Below are 20,969 nucleotides of genomic sequence, written 5' to 3' on the forward strand. Positions count from 1 at the left end.
ACGGTAGCCGGTGCCGGAGTGGCGCCGGGACGATGCCCGCGTCCGGCGATAGCGTCGCGACAAGGGGGTGGCCATGGCGCGGTGGCAGCGGGGCCTGGCGGTCGGTGCGGCGCTAGTTGCCGGGGCGGCTCTGGGCTTCACGGCGTACCTGACTGTCGTGCGCGTCCTCGACGCCGCCTCACCGGCCGCGGCGCCCGCTCCCACGGCATCGTCCACACCCACCGCCACTCCCACGGGGGATGGCACGTGCCACTGGGTGAACTTGCCGGAGGACGCCAAGCCGCCGGTCGCGGAGCAGGCCGAGGGACTACCCGAGGCGCGCCTGCTCACCGACGCGGTGTGGGACTGCGTCGACGACACGTGGGTGGTCGAGACGCGGCGCGTCGAGACCGATGGCGCGCCGATCGGGGGGACGGCGCAGGCGCTGTACCTGTCGCCGCCCGAGGGTGACCTGGTGCTGCTCTACGAGCTACGCACGGACGTGCAGGTCGAGGTCGTGGCGTTCGACCTGGCGGCGCGCCTCGCGTGGACGGCACGCCTGACCGGCGGAGACGGTTACCAGGTGGTGCAGATCGAACTCGAGGACGGGCTCGTGGTGGAGGACTGGGGCGCTGGCGCGGTGCCTCCCCTGCAGCGCTGGGGTGAGGGAGGCCGGGTCTTCTCCGTCGCGCCGGTGAGGGACCTCGCGGACGGCACGGTGCTGTGGGCGGGGTACTCGTATCGCTCGACCGTGCAGTCGCTGTTCCTCTACGTGGGGGACGGCGAGTTCCAGGCGCTCGCGGCCCAGCGCGCGATCGGGGGCCTGCTCACGGGTGGCGGGGTGGACTCCCACGGCGACGTGGGCGCGGAGGTGTGGCTCGATGACGACGGCACCGTCGCGGTGATGCTGATCCAGCGCGCGGCGGGAAGCGAGTTCCTCGCCTCGGCGGGAGGGACGTGGGTGGTCATCGACCTGGTGACCGACCAATGGCGCCTCGTCGAGGCCACGTCGTTGCCGGGCGGGTTGTGTGGTCCCGCCGAGGACGCGCGCGTGACAGGAACGGCGCAGTCGCCTGGGGCGCTCGCGGCCGTGTGCTGGACGGGGCCCGAGTCTCAGGAGAGCGTCGAGCTGGTGGTCGAGTAGGCGCTCCGAGTCCTGAGCGTCGCGAAGGGACCGCGGAATGGCGCGGGCGCGCGCGGTGTCGTATCCGGTGGGAGGTGACGCGTGAGCACCGATGCTGAGGGCGACGAGGTCCTGATCGTGGGCGGAGGCCCCGTGGGGCTGACCCTCGCGCTCGGGCTCGCGCATCACGGGGTGCGGTCGACGGTCATCGAGCGCGACCTCACGACGCCGCGCGGATCGCGCGCCTTCGGCATCTGGGGGCGCACCCTCGAGATCCTCGAGGATTGGGGCCTCGTGGAGCCCTTCCTCGCCGAGGGCGACCGGCGCGCCCGTGTCGCGCCCGCCGACATCCGCACCGAACGCCCCATCTTCTCCCTCGACTTCTCGCCGCTCGAGGCCGAGTCGGCGATGCCGGGCATCGTGCTCCTGCCGCAGGCCTCGACCGAGCGCCTGCTGCGCGACGCGATCACGGCCGAGCCGCTCGCGACCGTGGTCGGAGCGGAGTGCCTGTCCGCGCGCGACGAGGGTGACCACGTGGTCGCGGTGGTGAGGGACGATGCCGGGGTCAGGGAGCTTCGCGGCTCGTATCTGGTCGCGGCGGACGGCTCGCGGTCGGTGGTGCGCGAGGGACTTGGCATGCGGCACCGCGGTCAGATCATCACCGTCAACCTCTTGGTCTTCGACGTCGAGCTCGAGGACGGCGGCCTCGAGCCGATTCGCATCGACCCCACGCGGCGTGGCCTGTTGGCCGCGCTGCGCTTCGAGCCGGGCCGCTGGCGCGTGCTCATGACGATGCCCTCGGATCCGGTGCCGGTGTCGTTGCCGACCGAGGGGCCGCCGCCGCGTCGCCCCGACGTCCCCGTCGAGGAGTTGGCCCCCGCGGTGAACCGGCTCTTTGGCGAACGCGCTCACCGGGTGACGTGGCAGTCCCAGACCACCCTCTACCAGCAGGCGGTGCCGCGCTTCCGGGTGGGCCGCATCGTCCTCGCGGGAGACTCCGCCCACCTCATCTCGCCCGCGGGCGGCCAGGGCATGAACCAGGGCTTGCAGGACGCGGAGAACCTCGCGTGGACCCTGGCCGCGGTAGTGGAGGGCGCGGATCCCGACCTCATGCTCGACGGCTACGACCGCGAGCGCCGCGACATCGCGACCGCGGTGCGCCGCCGTGCCTACCTCAACTCCCTGCTGGAGTTCCGCACTCCGGTGTGGACCCGGCCCGCCGCATTCTGGGCCATGCGGATCCTGCTGCGGTCGCGGACCGCATCGCGCCTCCTCACCCGTCGGTTGTCGATGCGAGACCTCCGCTACCGCAGCCGGCACAGCGGGCGGTTGCTCGGCGGTGGGTGGTGGGGCGCCCGCCGGGCGGTGGGGCGCCGCGTGCCTGACGCCGTGTTGCGCTCGGGCGAGAGGCTCGCGTCGCTGCTCGGCGGTCGCGCGGCGGTCGTGGGGATCGGGGTCGACCCGCCCGCGATCGACGGACTCGCCACGGTGGTCGTCGACTCCGGTGAGGCGCGCCGAGGTCTGCGCCGGAGCCTCCGCCGCGGCCACGTGCTGCTCGTGCGGCCGGATCGGCACGTCGCGGCGGTGCTGCGTGGCCCCACCGCGGCCGACCTCGCCGCCGCGGCCCGCGCCACGGGGCTGGTCCCATGAGCCGCCGGGTGCGGCTCCATCGTTCGGACTGCTCGGGGCCCGGTTACGGGCGAGTGCGCTCGGGCAAGGGCTTCTCGTATCGCGACCGCCACGGCGCGACGGTGCGGGACGCCGCCGTACGCGCACGCATCGAGGCACTCGCGATTCCGCCCGCATGGACGGACGTCTGGATTTGTGAGTCTGACCGCGGTCACCTCCAGGCGGTGGGGACGGACGATGCCGGGCGCCGCCAATACCTCTACCACCCGCAGTGGCGTGAGGACAGGGATCGCGAGAAGCACGACCGCATCCTCGATGTGGCGCGCCGCCTTCCCGCGGCCCGTGCCGCGGTCGCGGAGGATCTGGCTCGCGCCGACATGTCCAGGGAGCATGTGCTCGCGGTGTGCTTTCGGCTCCTGGACCTGGGTCTCTTTCGTGTGGGCGGGGAGAGCTACGCCGCGGACAATGGCTCGTACGGACTCGCGACGCTGCGACGCGACCACGTGAGGATCGACGCCGACTCCCTCGAGTTCTCGTACGTCGCCAAGCACGGTCGCGAGCGCAGGCTGGTCCTCCAGGACGCTGCCTGCGCGGATGCGCTGGCGACGCTCAAGCGGCGCCGTGACGGCGAAGCCGAGCTGTTCGCGTGGCGTGAGGACGGGCCGCCCGTGGTGTGGCGCGACATCACCAGCGCCGACATCAACGCGTACGTGCGCGAGCGCCTCGCGACGGAGGCCACCGCGAAGGACTTCCGCACGTGGCACGGCACCGTGGTCGCCGCGCGCGGGCTGGGCGCTCTGGCTCCGGCGGCAGACCTGAGCCCGACGGCGCGCAAGCGCGCGGTGGCAGGCGTGATGAGGGACGTGGCCGAGGCGCTCGGCAACACCCCCGCGGTCGCGCGCGCGTCCTACGTCGATCCGCGCGTCGTGGACCTGTGGGAGGACGGGGTGTCGCTGGCTCCCGTGGTGGATGCCCTCGGTGTCGAGGGCCTGGGCGTGACCGGTGGCGAGGCGGTGCCAGGCGAGAGGCCCGAGCACGCTCAGGATGCCCTTGAGGCGGCCGTGCTCGACCTGTTGACCCGCTCGCCGGAGGCGGCGAAGCGACGGATCAGGGCCGCCGCGCGCGAGGTGTCGTCGGGGCCTGTGGGAAGGGCGCGCGACCGCTCACGCGCCTGAGCGTGCTTTGCGCGGCGTGCCACTCTCCGCCACACGATGTGCCGCGGCTCCGCCCCACCATTCTCCGCGGCTCCGCCACACGCGTCTGCGCCAATGGGACACCCATGGTCGTTTCCGCGAGGTTGATGCGCGCCATGGGACACCCATGGTCGCCGGCGTGTGGCGGAGCCGCGAGAAAGGGTGCGCGAGTGCGAGCCGCGAGAGTCAGCGGCGAGTGATCCGGCGTCGGCGTCCCTGGGGGAGGGAGCGGGACGCCGACGCTCGGAAGGGGTGCGGCCCGGGCGACCAAGTCCCCGGATGGTCGCCCGAGCCACGCTCTAGAGGATGGCTTCCTTGCCACCCCACGTCCTGTGACAACGACGGTAACCGTCCCGCGGCGCCCCCAGCGGGGACCTAGGTCCCTGAGTGGGGAACTCTTACATGTGGGGCGGCAGCGGAGGCTGCTCGACGGACTCCTCGCGCTCGGACGGGGGCGGGGCATCGTCCGCGCCCTCCGCGTCGCCGCGTTCGGTGCCGCGGCGCAAGACGCCGGCGAACGCGATGACCAGCACGAAGGCGAGCCCCGCTCCCAGGGCGGACATGCCCAGGCCGGCGCGTGCGTCGGCCTGCTCGATGAGCCCGCCCGCGATCCACGCGCCGAACGCGATGCCCACGCCCATGCCGATGCGCAGCCACGCCATGCCCTCGGTGATCTGGTCCCTGCGCACCACGCGCTGCACGACGGTGTCGGCGTTCGTGAGGGTCGGCGCGATCGTGAGTCCCGCGAACAGCCCCAGCACCGTGAGCACCGCGATGTTGGGCGCGAACACGAGCGAGCCAAACCCGGCCGCCATGAGCAGCGCGCCGATCACGGTCCGCTTCCACAGCGCCGTGCGCCAGTGACGCGCTCCGTACAGCAGGCCGCCCAGCAGCGAGCCGGCGGAGACCACCGCGATGATCACGCCCGACAGCGTCTGATGTCCCGACTCCTCCGCGAACGCGACCACCGAGATGTCGAATGCGCCGAACATCGCGCCGATCCCCAGCGCGACCAGCGACACCGCGATCACGGCGGGCGGCAGCTTCCAGCCGAGCGAGCTGCCCGAGTCCGCGCCGCGCGGGGCGGGCTCGGTGCCACGCTGGGCGAGCAGGATCGTCATGCCCACGACGAGCCCCACGAGGCACACGACCACGCCCAGCGGCGGCCACACGAGCGTCGCGAGGATCGTCGCGAGCGCGGGTCCGCCGACGAACAGGACCTCGTCGAGCGCGCCCTCGAGAGCGAACGCGGTGTGGATGTCCTTGTCGGAGTGCAGCAGGTGCGACCACCGCGCGCGGGTGAGAGATCCGAGCGGCCCCTGCAGCGACGCGATCGCGACCGACACCCACAGCAGCCACTCGGGGCCGCGCGTCATCGCGGTCCAGATGGCCATGCTGGCCCCCGCCACGAAGATGATCGTGAGGGGGATCATCGCGGCACGCTGCCCGATCCTGTCGACGAGCCGCGCGGTCGGCACCGTCTGTGCCGCCCACACGAGCGTGCCGATCGCCGCGACGCGGCCCGCCATCGCGTAGCTGTCGTACTGCAGCTGCACCATGAGGATCATGGAGATGTTGAACATCGAGATCGGCAGGCGCGCCAATAGCCCCGCGAAGGCGAAGGCCTTGGCGCCGGGGTGAATCAGGATCGAGCGATAGGTGTCGAGCACGAGGGCAATGCTCTCACTCCGCGGGGACACCCGCGGGGCGCCATGGCACCGTGTGTCAGGACGATGCGGCGGGCGGGGTGTCGTCCCCCTCCGGGGAGCGAGGCGTGCCGCCTTCGCCGAGCGTGCCGATGCCGTCGCCCGCGGTGTCCCGCGGCGGCGGCAGATGCGTGCGCGAGCGACGCCTGCGGTCCTGAACGATGAGGGCCGCGGCGCCGCCGATGAGGATGAGCGCGCCCAGCGCGACCAGGCCCCACCGCACGAACGGGCCCCAGTCAAACTGCGACTCGGCGCCGCCGACCACGCGGATCTCGTCCGCCGACAGCAGGTCGCCGAGCCCCAGGCGCACGGTGTTGCCCGTGATCTCGCCGGCGCTGGCCTCGCGCACCAGCCCGGGGAACGTGAAGGCGACCTCGACGTCGACGGCGCTCTCGATGAGCGCGAGCTGATCGCCCGCTCCTCCCAGGGAGGCGGCCTGGCTCGCGGCGCCCGTCTCGATGGTCACCACGAACGCGTCGCCCTCGCGGACGATCGCGGTGCCCGCGCCGAACGGCGTGGACCCTGCCGCCTCGGTGATCGCGTCGAGCGGCACGTCGACCACGTCGATCTCGACGCCCTCGCGGCCGTCGTCATCGCTGTATTCGGACACCGTGACCGAGCCCGGATACGCCTCCTCGAGGGGCGCGAGCTGCTCGCTAATCGCCTCGACGTCGAGCAGCGAGTCCACGTCGAGCGGCACGTCGGGGACCTCGACGCCGTCGGGAAGGTCCATCCCGGTGAGGTCGCCCAGCTGCTGCGTGAGCGCCGTGCGCGCCTGGCTGGTCATCGCGACCACGGCGTGCTGAGAGAAGGTGTCGTCCTCGCCGAGCGTGGTCTCGGTCGAGACCCGCACGCAGCCCGTGAGGACCAGCGCGAGGCCGGCGAGGACGACACCGAGTCGCCTCATCGCGAGGGGTTCTCCTCCGGAGCGTCGTCGCTGGAAGCGGGCTCCGTGGACGCGGTCTCCACCGGCACGGACGGCTCGATCGGCGCCGTCTCGGCAGCCTCGACCGCCTCCGGCGTGGCGGGCGGAGCGAACACCGCGGTGTCGCCCGCAGCGGGCGCGGGGACGGGCTCGAAGGTGCCGGTCGGTGCGGGGGCCGCGGCGGCATCGGTCACCGGCGCGTAGGGAGCGAAGGCGGCCTCGCCCGCGGGCGCCGGACGGCGGCGCACCACCACGAGCACCACGGCGATGCCCGCAAGCACCAGCACGCCGGCGCCGATCGCGATCCAGGCCCACAGCGGCAGTCCGGTGTCGGGGCTCGCGGCGCCGCGGGCGCTGAGGTCCTCGTCGAGCGTCATGAGGTCCCACGTGACCGTGGTGCCCTCGAGCGTGCCGTTGTGCTCCGACACGGGGCCGGGGAACGTGATCGCGAGCGTCATCTCCGCGCCGGGGATGGAACCCATGTCCTCGCCGCCGGTCGCGTCGAACGCTCCGGCCACGACGTAGTCATCGCCGTCGCGGGTGATGCTCATGGAGCCGTCGCCCTCGTCGAGGCCCGCCAGCGGCTCGCCCGTGAAGGTGATGAGCTGGCCGATGTGGGTGTCGTCCTCGTAGGGCTCGACGGTCCCGTTCTCGAAGTCGGCCCCGGTCTCGGACGAGAACTGCTCGACCAGGTCCTCGTCGGTCATCTCGAACGCCTCGCCCGAGCCCTTCTCGACGGCCATGAGGAACGAGCCGTCGGCCGTGTCGTCCTCGTTGAGGGTGATGGACATGTCGATGCGCAGGCAGCCCGCGAGGGCGAGCGTCGCCACCAGGCCGAGGGCGATCGCGCGGAGAGTGGTTCTCATGCCCTGAACCCTCCCATGAGCGGGGTGGCCGCGCCAACCCCTACCGAGCGTGGGGCGGGGGTGGACGCAGGGACGATGCCGTGGCCGGGCGGGGCGCTGCCCTCCGCGCCTGGGTGGGCCGGGAAGGCCTGCGCCGGGCCGCCACGGTGGCCGCCGCCGCGCCGATCACGACGAGGGCGGCCAGGACGCCCGGCACCGCCGAGGTCTCCCGCACTGCCGAGCCGCGCGCCTCGAGCACCTCGGGACCGCCGACGAGGTCCCACGTCACGGTCCTGCCGTCCACCTGACCATTCGCGGATGCCACCGGCCCGGGGAAGGTCACGGACACGGTGAGGCGCGCGTCCTCGAGCGACGCGGCGTCCTCCTCCGTGACCGCCGACGCGGGGCCCGACACCACGAACTCGTCGCCCTCGCGTGTCACGCCGAAGCGATCGGCGGTGGGCGCGAACTCCGTGAGCGGCTCGTTGCGGAACGTGACCTCGGTGCCCACGAGTTCGCCCTCGCTCCACCCGTGCTGGCGCGCATGAGACAGGGTCGCGGACAACCCGGACTCGGCGTAGAGCTGCTCCGCGGCCTCGCGGTCCGACGTCCCCAGCGCGGCGCCCGTGCCCTCGCGGACCGCGAACACGTAGGCGCCGTCGACCGTGTCGTCTGGTGAGAGCTCGAGGTGGGCGTCGAAGCGCATGCAGCCGGACAGCACGACGGCGAGCGCGAGCGCACCCCACACGGTCGCTGTCCTCATGCGCACCAGGGTGGCACGCCGCCCCCGGGACGTCGCGCAGGCGCGCTCAGCCCTCGAGCGCCTCCGACACGACCTCGCGCGCGGCGGCCTGGACCTCGCCCAGGTGCGACTCGGACACGAAGGACTCGGCGTAAATCTTGTACACGTCCTCGGTGCCGGACGGGCGCGCGGCGAACCAGGCATCGTCCGTCGTGACCTTGAGGCCGCCGATCTTCGCGCCGTTGCCTGGCGCCGCGGTGAGCTTGGCGGTGATGGGCTGGCCCGCCAGGGAGGTCGCGGGCACCTGCTCGGGAGCGAGCGCGCCCAGGCGGGCCTTCTCGTCCTTGCTCGCCGCGGCGTCCACGCGGGCGTACCAGCTCTCGCCCAGGCGCTCCACGAGACTGCGGTGAAGGACGGCGGGCGACGCCCCGGTCACGGCGGTGATCTCGGACGCGAGCAGGCACAGCAGGATGCCGTCCTTGTCGGTGGTCCACACGCCGCCGTTCCGGCGCAGGAATGATGCCCCCGCGGACTCCTCGCCGCCGAAGCCGACCTCTCCCGACAGCAGGCCGGGCACGAACCACTTGAAGCCCACCGGCACCTCGAGCACCGGGCGACCGAGGTCCGCGCCGACGCGGTCGATCAGGCTCGACGAGACGAGCGTCTTGCCGATCCTGGCATCCGCCGGCCACTGCGCGCGCGCCCCGCCGTAGAGGTAGGCGATCGCGGCGGCGAGGTAGTGGTTGGGGTTCATCAGCCCGTCGCGGGTGACGATTCCGTGGCGGTCGGCATCGGCATCGTTCCCCGTCGCGATGTCATAGGGCGCGCTGTCTCCCGCCATGAGGCCGCGCAGCGAGGCCATCGCGGACGGCGACGAGCAGTCCATGCGGATCTTGCCGTCCCAGTCGAGGGTCATGAACGCCCAGCGCGGGTCGACCTCGGGATTCACGACGGTGAGGTTCAGCCCGTGCTCCTCGCCGATCGCTCCCCAGTAGTCGACGGCCGCGCCGCCGAGCGGGTCAGCGCCGATCCTCACGCCCGCCTCGCGGATCGCGTCGATGTCGATCACGGACGGCAGGTCGCGCACGTAGGCGGCCATGAAGTCGTGCTTCTGCGTGGTGTCGGCGGCGAGCGCCTTGGCGAGCTGGAACCGCGGCACGCTCCTCCAGCCCTTGGCGAGGATCTCGTTGGCGCGGTTCGCGATCCACGACGTGGCGTCGGTGTCGGCCGGGCCGCCGTGCGGGGGGTTGTACTTGAAGCCGCCGTCGCGAGGGGGGTTGTGGGAGGGCGTGATGACGATGCCGTCCGCAAGGCCCCGCCCCGACGTGCGCAGACCCTGGGGCGAGGTGGCGCCGTTCGCGACGAGGATCGCGTGGCTCACCGCGGGGGTGGGGGTGAAGCGGCCCTGCGCGTCGATCATGACGCGCACGCCCGCGGCGGCGAGCACCTCGAGGGCCGTCTCCCACGCGGGTCCCGACAGCGCGTGCGTGTCCTTGCCCATGAAGAGCGGTCCGTCGTAGCCCTGGGCGGTGCGGTACTCGATGATCGCGGCGGTGGTCGCGACGATGTGTGCCTCGTTGAAGGCCGTGTCGAAGGCGCTGCCGCGATGCCCCGAGGTGCCGAACGCGACCCGCTGATCCGGGACCGAGGGGTCGGGAACCTTGTCGTAATACTCACCCAGCAGGGCGTCGACGTCGATGAGGTCTTCGGGAAGGGCGATGGTGCCTGCGCGCTCATGCATGACCCCTACTCTTCCACGCCGGTCCGACAGGTGCCAGGGACCGTGTGTCGGGTCACGGAATGTTCACGAAACGGCAAAGACGGGTGAGAGGGATGGTCACGAGTGACTAGGCTGGACGACGTGTCAGCAGCCGAGGGATCTGCGCCGCGAAGGGCCGCCGGAGAGGGCGCCAGGCCCGCGCGGGGACGACTGCCGCGCCTGCGCTCCGGGCCGCCCGTCACGCCCGGTCCCGCGGCCGCCGCGCTGATCGTGGCGCACGACCAGGCGCGCCGCATCGCCGCCACGGTCCGGGCCGCGCTCGCGATCCCCGGCGTCGACCTCGTGCTCGTGGTGGACGACGGCTCGACGGACAACACCCAGGACCTCGCGCGCCGGGCCGGCGCAGTCGTCGTGCGCCACTCCCACGTGCGCGGACGCTCCGCGGCCGTCGAAACCGGCGCCTCGGTCATCGCGATGAGGGACGAGCCGGGCGCCCCGCCCCGCGCGGTCCTGCTGCTCGACCCCAACCTGGGCCACTACGCGATCGGTGCGGCGCCCCTCGTGCCCGCCGTCCTCGAGGGCGTGTGCGACCTCGCGATCGCGCTCACCGATGCGCAGGCGGTCGCCCCCGGAGTGCCCTCGGGGATTGCGCGCACCGCGGTTGAGCGCGCGACCGGATGGTCGCCGCGCCAGCCGCTGAGCCGCATCCGCTGCGTCACCCGCGAGGCGCTCGAGGCGTCGCTTCCGCTCGCCCGCGGATCGGGTCTCGAGCCGGGCATGACGCTCGACGTGCTCGCGGCGGGACTCGCGATCACGGAGGTCGAGTGCGACATCAGGCACAAGGGCCCGTCGATCGACGACCGCACTCCCATGGGACGCGCCAACCGGTACCGTGAGGTCCTGACGGCGGTGAGCACGCGCCGCGTGCGCGCCTCGATCGACTCGACCCGGGCCGCCATCGTTCGTCGCCGCCCCGAGGCGGCATCCGACCCGAGGGAGGACGCGTGACGCTTCCGCGCTACGCCTACCTGGGTCCCTCCGGCACCTTCACCGAGGCCGCGCTGCTCGCGATGGTCGACCCCTCCGAGGTCGAGGCCGTCCCCGCGATCGACGTGTTGACCGCGCTCGCGGCCGTGCGCGACGGTGACGTCGACTACGCGGTGGTGGCGATCGAGAACACCGTCGAGGGTGGCGTGACCGCGACGCTCGACACGCTCGCGGCGGGTGCGCCGCTGGTGATTCTGGGTGAGGTCGTGCTCCCCGTGTCCTTCGAACTCGTCGCGCGCCCCGGCACCGCGATCGAGGACGTCACGGCCGTCGCGGCCCACTCGCACGGCCTCGCGCAGTGCAGGCGCTGGCTCGCCGATCGCCTACCGGGTGCCGTGCACGTGTCCGCGACGTCCAACGCCGCCGCGGCGGGAGAGCTCGCGCAGGGCGCGACGGGGTTCGAGGCCGCTCTCGCCCCTCCCGGGCTGGGCGCCCGGCTCGGGCTCGAGGTGCTCGCGGCGGGTGTCGCCGACAACGCCCACGCGGCGACGCGCTTCGTCAAGGTGGGGCGACCCACCGCGGTGCCCGCGCCGACCGGCGCGGACAAGACCACGCTCGTGGTGCATCTGCCGGACGACCGTGCGGGAGCGCTGCTCGAGATGCTCGAACAGTTCGCCGCGCGCGGGGTCAACCTCTCGCGCATCGAGAGCCGCCCGCGCTCTGACCGCCCCGGTGAGTACTCGTTCTCGATCGACGCACTCGGCCACATCGACGAGCCGCGCATGGCGGAGGCGCTCATGGGCCTGCGGCGCACCAACCCCGTGGTGACCTTCCTGGGTTCGTATCCGGCCGCGACCGGCTATCCGACGCCCATCACGCCGGGCACCTCGGCCGAGGACTTCTCCGAGGCCCGCGCCTGGGTCCAGGGCCTGCGCTCCGGGCGCCACTAGCCCCCTTACTCGTCGCGCGCGACGTCCTCCGTGCCCTCGGTCGGCTCGGCCTCGGGATTGGCCTCGGCGTCCTCGACGGCCTCGGCCCCCGCGACCGTGGATGCGGGCACCCTCAGCACCAGGGCATCGGCCTGAACCTCCGCCTTGATGCGCGTGGCTCGGCCGAGCGACTCGCCATCCACCTGAACCTTCTGCGGCTCCTTCACACGAATCTCGAAGGCCTCGCCGCGCGCGTGGTCGATCCGCGAGTTGCGCCAGAAGCGATTGACGCGCGGCTCCTTGAGACCGGCGCCCTGCGCGACCACGGTCCCGAACAGCTCGGTCCATCCGACGATGCCGCCGCGCGCGTCGAGCGTCGCGATGTCGATCTTGCCGTCGTCGAAGCTCGCGTCGGGGATGAGCTGGATGCCCGCGGGCAGCCGTCCGACGTTCGCCATGAGCACGGTGCGCATGCGGCCCACCACGGGATCGCCGCCGTCGACCGAGATCGACGCCTCCATGCGCTTGCCCAGGTGGCGGATCGCCGCGAAGAAGTACGCGACCCAGCCCAGGCGCTTCTTCAGCTGATCATCTGCACCGGCGACCATCTCCGCGTCGAGGCCCGCACCCGCGATGACGAGGAAGATGTGTCGCTCGCCGTCGCCCTCGCCGTCCGGCGTGCGTGCGAGCTCGAGCCAGCCCACGTCCGCGCGGCGCTCGGCTCCCTCGAGAGCGGTGCGCAGCAGCGCGGGGGTGTCGCCGAGCGGCAGGTCCAGGTTGCGCGCGAAGAGGTTGCCCGTCCCCATCGGCAGGATGCCCATGGGCGTCCCGGTGCCCGCGAGGGCCTCGGCGACCGCCCGCACCGTGCCGTCGCCGCCCACGGCGACCACGACATCGGCGCCCGCCGCGAGCGCTTCGCGCGTCTGGCCCACGCCGGGATCATCGGCCGTCGTATAGAGCCACATCGGCTGGGGGAGATAGCGAATCGCGCACGCGCGCATCGCGTGCTCGCGGAGCTCGGCGACGCCGGCCTTGGTCGGGTTCGCGATGAACGCGACCCGCTCGTGCGCGTCGGCGCGCGCGGCCGCCGCGCCCAGGTCGAGCGACCGCATGGTCTGGATCCGCAGCAGTCGCCGCCACGTCGGGGGCACCGCAGCGGGGTCGCGGATGCCGATCCTCCTGGCCAGCCCCACGACGAGCGCGAGCGCCACCAGGGCGAGGAGCAGCGCGACCGCTCCGAATGTCAACGCCACGACTGTCATGGAAAGAGCCTAGTTGCGCACCTCTAGACTGGCACGCATGATCGACCTCAAGCTGCTGCGCGCCGCACCCGACGTCGTCAAGGCGAGCCAGATCTCCCGAGGCGAGGACCCCGGCACGGTCGACCAGGTGCTCGCCGCGGACGCGGCGAATCGCGCGGCGATGCAGGAGTTCGAGGCGGCCCGCGCGGAGCAGAAGGCGCTGGGCAAGGACGTGGCGCGCGCGCAGGGCGAGGAGAAGCAGGCGCTGCTGGCCCGCACCAAGGAGCTCGCCGCGCGCGTCAAGGAGTTGCAGGCGGCGGCCGATGCCGCGGCGGCCACCGCGGTCGAGCTCGCCCGGTCGTTGGGCAACCTCCCCGAGCCGGGCGTGCCTGCCGGCGGCCCCGACGACTTCGCGGTGCTGCGCCACGTGGGCACCCCGCGCGACTTCGCCGCCGAGGGTGTGACGGTCAAGGACCACCTCGAGTTGGGCGAGGGACTGCGCGCGATCGACATGGAGCGGGGCGCCAAGGTCTCGGGCGCGCGCTTCTACTTCCTCACCGGGATCGGTGCGCGACTCGAACTCGCCGTCCTCAACGCCGCGATGGCCACTGCGCTCGACGCGGGTTTCACGCCCATGATGACGCCCACGCTCGTGCGACCCGAGGTCATGGCAGGCACGGGCTTTCTGGGCAAGCACGCCGACGAGATCTACCGCCTCGAGCGTGACGACCTCTACCTCACGGGTACCTCCGAGGTGGCCCTGGCCGGCTATCACTCCGGCGAGATCGTCGACCTCGAGCCGGGGCCGCTGCGTTACGCGGGCTGGAGCGCGTGCTACCGCCGCGAGGCGGGATCGGCCGGACGGGACACGCGCGGCATCATCCGCGTCCACCAGTTCCACAAGGTCGAGATGTTCGCGTACTGCCGCCCCGAGGACGCCGCCGCGGAGCACGCGCGCTTCCTCGAGACCGAGGAGCGCATGCTGCAGGCGCTCGAGCTGCCGTACCGCGTGATCGACACCGCGGCGGGCGACCTGGGGTCGAGCGCCGCGCGCAAGTTCGACTGCGAGGCGTGGCTGCCGTCGCAGGAGCGGTGGATGGAGGTCACGTCGACCTCCAACTGCACCACCTATCAGGCGCGCCGCCTCGCGATTCGTGAGCGCCGCGAGGAAGGCAACGAGCCGGTGGCGACGGTCAACGGCACGATCGGCACGACGCGATGGCTGGTTGCCCTCCTCGAAAACCACCAGCAGGCCGACGGCTCGGTCTACGTCCCCGAGCTGCTCCGTCCCTATCTGGGCGGGCTCGAGGTGCTCGAGCCGGTGCGCTGACCATGAGCGACCGCGAGATGCGCCCCCCGCTGACCAACGATGCGTGGCGACTCGTGGGCCTCGACATCGACGGCACGCTCATGCACTGGGGCGGCGACATGTCCGACGCCGTGGTCGACGCGGTCGAGCGCGCGCGCATGTGCCGCAATCACGTGGTGCTCGCGACGGGGCGCAACATCGTCGGCATGATGCCGGTCGCCCAGCAGCTGGGGATCAGGCGCGGATGGGCGGTGTGCTCGAACGGGGCCGTCACGGTGCGCCTCAACCCCGGCGCGGCGGGAGGCTACGACATCGTCGAGAGGGTGACCTTCAACCCCCGGGCCGCGCTCGAGCTCATCCGCACCGAGCTCCCCGACGCGTTCTACGCGGTCGAGGACCTGGGTGTGGGATTCCTCGTCAACCGTGAGTTCCCCGAGGGCGAGCTCGTGGGCCGCCAGCGCGTGGTCGCCGACTTCGACGAGCTGTGCCACGACGAGGCTACGCGCGTGGTGATCAGGGCGCCGGGCGTGGACGTCAGCCACTTCGACACGCTCGTGCACAGGATCGGGCTCAACGACGTCACCTACGCCGTGGGGTATTCAGCGTGGCTCGACCTCACCCCGCCCGGGGTGTCGAAGGCCTCGGCGCTCGAGACCCTGCGCCGCCAGCTCGGCGTATACCCCGACCACACCGTGGCGGTGGGAGACGGCAACAACGACATCGAGATGTTGCGCTGGGCGGGGCACTCGGCGGCGATGGGCACGGCTCCCGACCACGTGCGCGCCGCCGCCGACGAGGTGGTCGGGTCGGTCGAGGAAGACGGCGTCCTGACGGTGCTCGACCGCCTCATCGATCCGGACCGGCTCGCCGTCCTGTAGGGCCCTCCTCCTCGATCGTCAGCACGACCTTGCCGAAGGCCTCACCCGACTCAAGCAGGCGATGGGCCTCGTGCGCCTCCGCGAGCGGGACGGTCGCATGCACGATCGGGCGCACGGCGTCGGGCACGAGCGGCCACACCTCGCGCGCGACACGAGCGACGATCGCGGCGCGCTCCTCGAGGGGACGCGACCGCAGGGTGGTGCCGAGGACGCTCGCGCGCTTGGCAAGCAGCATCCCCAGATCGAGCTCGCCACGGCTGCCCTTGAGGAGGCCGATGACGACGAGCCGCCCACCGGTGCGCAGCGCGCGCAGGTTCGCACCCAGCGCCGCGGCGCCGATCACGTCGAGGATCACGTCGGCGCCGCCCTCCGCCTCGACCAACGCCGACCACTCCTCGCCGCGGTGGTCGAACGCGCGTGCCGCCCCCAACTCCTCGCATCGGCGTGCCCGCTCGGGTCCGCCCGCGGTGGCCAGCACACGCATGCCGCGCGCCGCCGCGATCTGAATCGCGAGCGTCCCCACCCCGCCCGAGCCGCCGTGCACGAGCACGGTGTCCCCGGCCACGGCATCGGCCGCATCCAGGGTGGACACGACCGTGCAGGCCGCCTCGACGAGTGCGGCAGCCTCGACGTCACTCACCTTGTCGTGAACCGGCAGCACCAGCGACTCGTGGACGGCCACACTCTCGGCGTAGCCCCCTCCGGGCAACAGCGCGCACACGCGCTGACCGACCCTCCATCGGGACGATGCAGGGGCGGCCGAGACCACTCCAGCGGCCTCCAGCCCGGGCCACGCGGGCGCCCCGGGGGGCGGTGGATACAGGCCCCGACGCTGGAGGAGGTCCGCCCTGTTCACCCCCGCGGCTGTGATCCGCATCACGATCTCCCCGGTGGCGGGAACCGGGTCGGGGGCCTCTTCCAGGGAGGACACGCTCGCGTCTGCCGATGCCGTCGCGAATGACACCTTCATGAAATATCTCCGGTTCTCGCGTCATAGTTCGCGCCGCATATCCTCTCAACGTACATCCCGCGCGGATGAGAGCTCAGGTTTCCCCGTTGTACGCCGATACACGGGGGGATCGGCCGCTCGAATCCATGCACAGCGACGTCAGGGCTGTGCGGCGGCACGTGAGGGGAAGGTTTCATGCTCCAGAGGCTCGGTATTCGGGGAAAGCTCCTCGCCGTCGTCATGGTGCCCGTTCTCGTGCTGCTGTCGACGGTCGCGTACATCGGTCTGTCCGCCATCGGCGACTACCGCACGTCCGCGAACGCGCAGCAGCTCGTCGACACGCTCGGTGAGGCCCGCGAGACGCAGGACAGCCTGCAGCTCGAGCGTGAGGCCGCGCTGAACTTCGTGCACACGATCCAGGACTCGACGGAGAAGCTGGCCGTGGCGCGCGACGAGGTCACGACCCGCTACGACGCCCTCGCATCCGCGGCCGGACGCTCGGAGGACCCGCGTGCCGAGGGCATCCTGGCCGCCGCCACCGAGGCGGTCGGCGGCTCGGGCGACGCGATGCTGGCCGCACCGCGTGCCGTGAGCATCACCCCGGCGAGCGCGGCGGGTGAGTGGATCGGCCTGCCGACCACCGAGGAGACGGACGCGATGATCGCGGCGTATGACGCCGCCATCGAGCGTCTCGACGAGATCGCCGCTGGCACCCCCGACGAGCTCGACCTGCGCATCCCCCTCGCCGCGTTGTCGTACTCGATCGAGAACGAGCGCGTGTATGCGCGCACGATGTTCATTGACCCCGCGGAGTACAAGGCGACCCTCGAGACCACGTTCACGACCATCGACGAGGGCCTCGACGCCATCGCCGCCGCCGCCGACAAGGTCGCGGTGACCGATGAGAACGCGCAGGCGCTCGCCGCCGTCGCGACGGGTGCCGAGCTGCGCGACGCGCTCCCGCAGGTGCGCGAGGGCGTCATGTCGGGCCAGGCCTCCACGGCCACCGTCACGAACTTCTACACCGAGGTGATCGGCACCTTCGTCGCCGCAACCGACGCGGTCGCGATCGCCGTCCCCGACCGCGAGGTCGTGTCGACCCTGCAGGCGTATGGCGCGCTCGACCAGCTCATCGAGTCGATCCGCTACGAGGGCGACGTCTTCAACCGCCTCATCCGTCAGGGAACCTTCGTCACGGCGGAGATCGCCCAGACTCGTACGATCGTCGAGCGCACGCGTATCGCGCTTGAAGACGCGCAGGCCCGCGGCGCGGGTGTGTCGCCCGCGATCGAGGTGCCCGCGCTGGGTGCGTCCGGGGGCTCGACCGCGAACTCGTTCTCGACGCTCCAGAACCGCATCCTCAACGGACTCGACTCGTCGCTGGTGTCCGCGCGATCCGCCGACTGGCCCGCGAAGGTCGACGAGGAGGTCGCGCAGTACGCGCCCCTGCGTGATCAGGCGTGGGAGATGACCGAGGCTCGCGTCAACGAGACCACGTCGAGCGCGCTGACCCAGGCGATCGTCACTATCGCGATCGGCATCGCGGCGATCGTCGTCTCGCTCATCATTACGTTCGCCATCGCGCGCCGGATCGTCAACCCGCTTCGCCGCCTCACCACGACGGCGACCGCGGTCCGCGAGGAGCTCCCTCGCCTGGTGGAGCGCGTCGCCCAGCCCGGCGAGACCGTGGACGTGTCCGAGGTGCAGATCCCCGTCGAGACGCAGGACGAGGTGGGCCGCCTCGCAGAGGCGTTCAACGGCGTCAACGCCGCGACCATCGAGATCGCGCGTGAGCAGGCCGCCCTGCGTGGATCGATCTCCGAGATGTTCGTCAACGTCGCGCGCCGCGACCAGGTGCTGCTCAACCGCCAGCTCGCGAGCATCGACGAGATGGAGCGCACCGAGGACGACCCGAACCGCCTGACGCGCCTGTTTGCCCTCGACCACCTCGCGACCCGAATGCGTCGAAACTCCGAGTCGCTCCTGGTGCTCGCCGGCATCGACACGGGCCGTCGCCTGCGCAGGGCCATGCCGCTGTCCGACGTGGTTCGCACGGCATCGTCCGAGATCGAGTTGTACGAGAGGATCGACCTCGAGCTCATCGTCGACCCCGCGATGCTCGGCCACCAGGCCCTCACCGCGGCGCACCTGTTCGCGGAGCTGCTCGAGAACGCGACGGTGTTCTCCGACCCCGGCTCGCGCGTCGTCATCCGGACGGGCCGCACCGTGGACGGCTTCACCGTCGAGGTCATCGACTCCGGAATCGGCATGACGCCGGAGGAGCTCGCGGAGGCCAACGCCCGCGTCCAGTCCTCGGCGGCCTCCGAGATCCTGGGTGCGCAGCGCCTGGGCCTGTTCGTGGTCGGCCGCATTGCTCGCCGTATCGGCGCGCAGGTGGCGATCGCGTCGGAGGAGGGTCGCGGCACTGTCGCGACCGTGCTGCTGCCGTCCGCGCTCTTCGAGGCCGTTGACGACTCCGAGCCGGACGCACTTCCCGCCCCCTCTGCCCCGTCCGAGACGGCGGCACCCGCGCCCGCCATGCCGGAGCCGGCGGCACCCGCCGTGTCGGCCGCTGCGTCGCTCGTGCCTGCCGCGGACGCGTACGCTCCCGCCGCGATGGTCGAGGGCGCGAGCCTGTCCGGCCGCACGGTCGAGGAGGACGACGACTCGATCCCGATGCCGGCCGACATCGAGGCGCTGATCGCCGCGGACGCCTCCGCGGCGCCCGTCGCGACGCCGGTGTCGCACGCCGACCTCACCGAGGGTGTCTCGGGTGTCGGACTGCCGACCCGTCGTCGCCGCTCGCAGGACGACGACTCCGCGTCGGGCGAGGAGCGCAACGTCATCGGTCTGCCCGTGCGTGCCACGGCCGACCAGCTCAGCGCGCTCGAGGCGGAGCAGGCTGCGTTCACCCCCGCCGTGTCCGCCGCCGAGGTCGCTCCGCAGACGCCCGAGGAGCGCGCCTCCGTGTTCCGCGGGTTCCGCCCGCGTCGCGAGAGCGAGCCCGCGCCGACCACGGGCGCGGTCCCCGTCGTGCCGCCCGCCGCCGAGCCGACTCCCGAGGTCCACGAGTCCGGTCCCACGCCGGCCTCTGTGGGAGGGGCGTTCGCCGCGTTCGACGCGATCCGCCGCGCCGCCGCCGCTCAGCAGGAGGCATCGCAGCAGGCCGTGTCCGTCCCCGAGCCCGTCGCGGACGCCGAGCCCGTCGCGGACGCCGAGCCCGTCACGGATCTCCAGCCCGCGGCGGACGCCGAGCCCGCCGCCGACCCCGAGCCCGTCGTGGCCCCCGAGCCCGAGGCGCCGGCCCTGCCGACGTTCTCGATGCCCAAGCTGTCCACCTCCGAGATGCCGCTCGCGCCGCTCGCGCGCCGCAGCCCCGCTGTCGAGGAGCCCGCTGTCGAGGAGCCCGCGGCACGCGAGGTCGTGTCCGAGGACCCCCCTGCTGCTCCCGCGTCGCCGTTCGCTCGCTCCCCCTATGGAGCGCCGTTCGCCGCCGCCGAGCCGGCCCTGCAGCCCGACGCTTTCGCCCCCTTCGACCCGGCCTCGATCCCGGGTCTCGAGCCCGACGAGCACGAGGTCGCGGCGCTCGCCGCCGACGAGCACGAGCCCGCTCCTGCCTCCGTGCCGGTGCTCGAGGACGATGCACCGGTTGCCACTCCCGAGCCCGAGCCCGTGGCCCTGCCCTGGGCCCAGGCCCCCGCGCCCGCGGCAATCGCCGAGCCCGTCTACGAGCCGGAGCCCGCGATGGAGGCCGCCGTCGAGCACGAGGAGGCGTCGGCCCGCGCACCGTGGCTCGATGCGGCCGCGTTCGCGACGGCCGCGGCGGCGGTCGCGGAGGCACCCGCGGAGCCCGCCCCGTATCAGCCGCTCGTGACCGGTCCCACGACGCCCGAGCCGCAGCCCGAGGCCGCTGCGGACGCCGGCGTCACCCAGGTGGCGCTGGGCGACCCGTACGGCTACGTCGCGCTGCACCCGAGCATGGACGACATCATCGCCCAGGCCTCGGGCGAGGAGGCCGGTCGCGCCGGGTTCTTCGGCCGGCTCTTTGGCCGTGGCCGCAAGGACGACGAGCCGTCGCCCGCATCGGCCATGCCCACCCGCGCACCGTTCGCCCCCATCTCGAACGAGCCCGTCGCACCCGCGCCCGCGGTCTCCGCGTTCGAGCCCGAGGCGACCGCTCCGACGGCGCCGGCGGCCTTCGCTCCCGCGCCGTATCTGCCCCCCACGCCCGCGCCGACACCGCCCCCGGCATCGTTCGCGCCGGAGCCCGGTGCACCCGTGGCGGAGCCCTTCGCGTTCACCCCCGCGCCAGCGGCACCCGAGCCCGCGCCGGCTCAGCCCGCGGCGTTCTCGCCCGAGCAGCTTGCCAACCCGCTCGGCTGGGAGGCCGCTGGCGCCTCGGCACTCGAGGCGGCGACGTTCGAGGCCGCCGCGACCACGTATGAGCCCAGGCTCGACACGGACCACCCGTCGGGTCGCTACCACGCGGACGAGGAGGCTGACCTCACGAGGTCGGTGTTCTCGGAGCTCAGCTCGCTGTCGGAGTCGCGCCCCAAGGTGGAGAAGACGCGCGCGGGACTGCAGAAGCGCCGCGCGGTGACCGAGAAGCCCGTCGAGGTCACCCCGATCGCCGAGGAGGTCACGCTGACCCCCAAGGACCGCGACGCGGAGGCCGTTCGCCACCGCTTCAGCAGCTTCTACTCGGGCACGCAGCGCGCCCGTTCCGACGTCGAGGAGCTCGAGCTGCGCTCGACTCCGCAGCCGGCGAACGAGTAGACCATGACCCTTATCGACCACACCCGCACGGCCCCGCA

At 72.7% G+C, this 20,969-nt stretch carries 15 protein-coding genes; 8 read left to right on the forward strand and 7 right to left on the reverse strand.

Annotated features, from left to right (window positions below; all coding sequences use genetic code 11):
* The first annotated feature begins 73 nt into the window (after positions 1 to 73).
* The 3 genes from ABEA62_RS05235 to ABEA62_RS05245 all read left to right on the forward strand — a co-directional run bounded on the left by ABEA62_RS05235 (position 74) and on the right by ABEA62_RS05245 (position 3,906).
* On the forward strand, positions 74 to 1,123 hold the full coding sequence (locus ABEA62_RS05235) for a hypothetical protein (protein WP_345378952.1): 1,050 nt from the start codon (positions 74 to 76) through the stop codon (positions 1,121 to 1,123).
* A gap of 81 nt (positions 1,124 to 1,204) precedes the next feature.
* Positions 1,205 to 2,752 carry an FAD-dependent monooxygenase gene (locus ABEA62_RS05240; protein WP_286214369.1) on the forward strand — a complete coding sequence of 516 codons (1,548 nt, stop codon included), beginning with the start codon at positions 1,205 to 1,207 and terminating at the stop codon, positions 2,750 to 2,752.
* Positions 2,749 to 3,906, forward strand: a complete 1,158-nt coding sequence (locus ABEA62_RS05245; RefSeq protein WP_286214368.1) for a DNA topoisomerase IB — start codon at positions 2,749 to 2,751, stop codon at positions 3,904 to 3,906. Before ABEA62_RS05240 ends, ABEA62_RS05245 begins: the two co-directional genes overlap by 4 nt.
* A 416-nt stretch (positions 3,907 to 4,322) precedes the next feature.
* Here ABEA62_RS05245 and ABEA62_RS05250 read toward each other — a convergent pair whose 3' ends face one another.
* Genes ABEA62_RS05250 through pgm form a run of 5 tightly spaced genes read right to left on the reverse strand, consistent with a single transcriptional unit; the run spans position 4,323 to position 9,883 of the window.
* Entirely contained in the window at positions 4,323 to 5,594 is a 1,272-nt protein-coding gene (locus ABEA62_RS05250; RefSeq protein ID WP_345378955.1) for an MFS transporter, read from the reverse strand.
* 55 nt (positions 5,595 to 5,649) lie between these two features.
* Positions 5,650 to 6,537, reverse strand: a complete 888-nt coding sequence (locus tag ABEA62_RS05255; protein ID WP_345378957.1) for an LppM family (lipo)protein — start codon at positions 6,535 to 6,537, stop codon at positions 5,650 to 5,652.
* Positions 6,534 to 7,421: an LppM family (lipo)protein gene (locus tag ABEA62_RS05260; protein WP_286214366.1), complete on the reverse strand. Its 888-nt coding sequence runs from the start codon at positions 7,419 to 7,421 to the stop codon at positions 6,534 to 6,536. The genes ABEA62_RS05255 and ABEA62_RS05260 overlap by 4 nt, the downstream gene beginning before the upstream one ends.
* Positions 7,422 to 7,461: 40 nt before the next feature.
* Positions 7,462 to 8,163: an LppM family (lipo)protein gene (locus ABEA62_RS05265; RefSeq protein WP_286214365.1), complete on the reverse strand. Its 702-nt coding sequence runs from the start codon at positions 8,161 to 8,163 to the stop codon at positions 7,462 to 7,464.
* A gap of 46 nt (positions 8,164 to 8,209) precedes the next feature.
* On the reverse strand, positions 8,210 to 9,883 hold the full coding sequence (pgm, locus tag ABEA62_RS05270) for a phosphoglucomutase (alpha-D-glucose-1,6-bisphosphate-dependent) (RefSeq protein WP_345378961.1): 1,674 nt from the start codon (positions 9,881 to 9,883) through the stop codon (positions 8,210 to 8,212).
* 120 nt (positions 9,884 to 10,003) lie between these two features.
* Between pgm and ABEA62_RS05275 the strand changes: the two genes are divergently transcribed.
* On the forward strand, positions 10,004 to 10,870 hold the full coding sequence (locus ABEA62_RS05275) for a glycosyltransferase (RefSeq protein ID WP_286214364.1): 867 nt from the start codon (positions 10,004 to 10,006) through the stop codon (positions 10,868 to 10,870).
* Positions 10,867 to 11,799 carry a prephenate dehydratase gene (gene pheA, locus ABEA62_RS05280; protein ID WP_286214363.1) on the forward strand — a complete coding sequence of 311 codons (933 nt, stop codon included), beginning with the start codon at positions 10,867 to 10,869 and terminating at the stop codon, positions 11,797 to 11,799. Before ABEA62_RS05275 ends, pheA begins: the two co-directional genes overlap by 4 nt.
* A 5-nt stretch (positions 11,800 to 11,804) precedes the next feature.
* Here the strand turns inward: pheA and ABEA62_RS05285 are convergent, their stop codons facing one another.
* Complete coding sequence (locus ABEA62_RS05285; RefSeq protein ID WP_286214361.1) at positions 11,805 to 13,040, reverse strand: diacylglycerol/lipid kinase family protein; 1,236 nt, start codon at positions 13,038 to 13,040, stop codon at positions 11,805 to 11,807.
* A 37-nt stretch (positions 13,041 to 13,077) separates the two neighbouring features.
* On the opposite strand from ABEA62_RS05285, the gene serS reads away from it, so the two are divergent.
* Positions 13,078 to 14,349, forward strand: a complete 1,272-nt coding sequence (gene serS / locus ABEA62_RS05290; protein ID WP_286214359.1) for a serine--tRNA ligase — start codon at positions 13,078 to 13,080, stop codon at positions 14,347 to 14,349.
* A gap of 2 nt (positions 14,350 to 14,351) precedes the next feature.
* Positions 14,352 to 15,206 (forward strand): HAD family hydrolase, encoded by an 855-nt coding sequence (locus ABEA62_RS05295; protein WP_345378966.1) that lies wholly within the window; start codon positions 14,352 to 14,354, stop codon positions 15,204 to 15,206.
* Here ABEA62_RS05295 and ABEA62_RS05300 read toward each other — a convergent pair.
* On the reverse strand, positions 15,175 to 16,176 hold the full coding sequence (locus ABEA62_RS05300; RefSeq protein WP_345378968.1) for an NAD(P)H-quinone oxidoreductase: 1,002 nt from the start codon (positions 16,174 to 16,176) through the stop codon (positions 15,175 to 15,177). The two genes, ABEA62_RS05295 and ABEA62_RS05300, sit on opposite strands and share 32 nt — an antisense overlap.
* A gap of 174 nt (positions 16,177 to 16,350) precedes the next feature.
* Here ABEA62_RS05300 and ABEA62_RS05305 point away from each other — a divergent pair, with 174 nt between their 5' ends.
* On the forward strand, positions 16,351 to 20,931 hold the full coding sequence (locus tag ABEA62_RS05305; RefSeq protein WP_345378970.1) for an ATP-binding protein: 4,581 nt from the start codon (positions 16,351 to 16,353) through the stop codon (positions 20,929 to 20,931).
* The last annotated feature ends 38 nt before the right edge of the window (positions 20,932 to 20,969 follow it).

Origin of the sequence: Demequina sediminis, assembly GCF_039545075.1 — a bacterium.
In the GTDB taxonomy this organism is placed as follows: domain Bacteria; phylum Actinomycetota; class Actinomycetes; order Actinomycetales; family Demequinaceae; genus Demequina; species Demequina sediminis.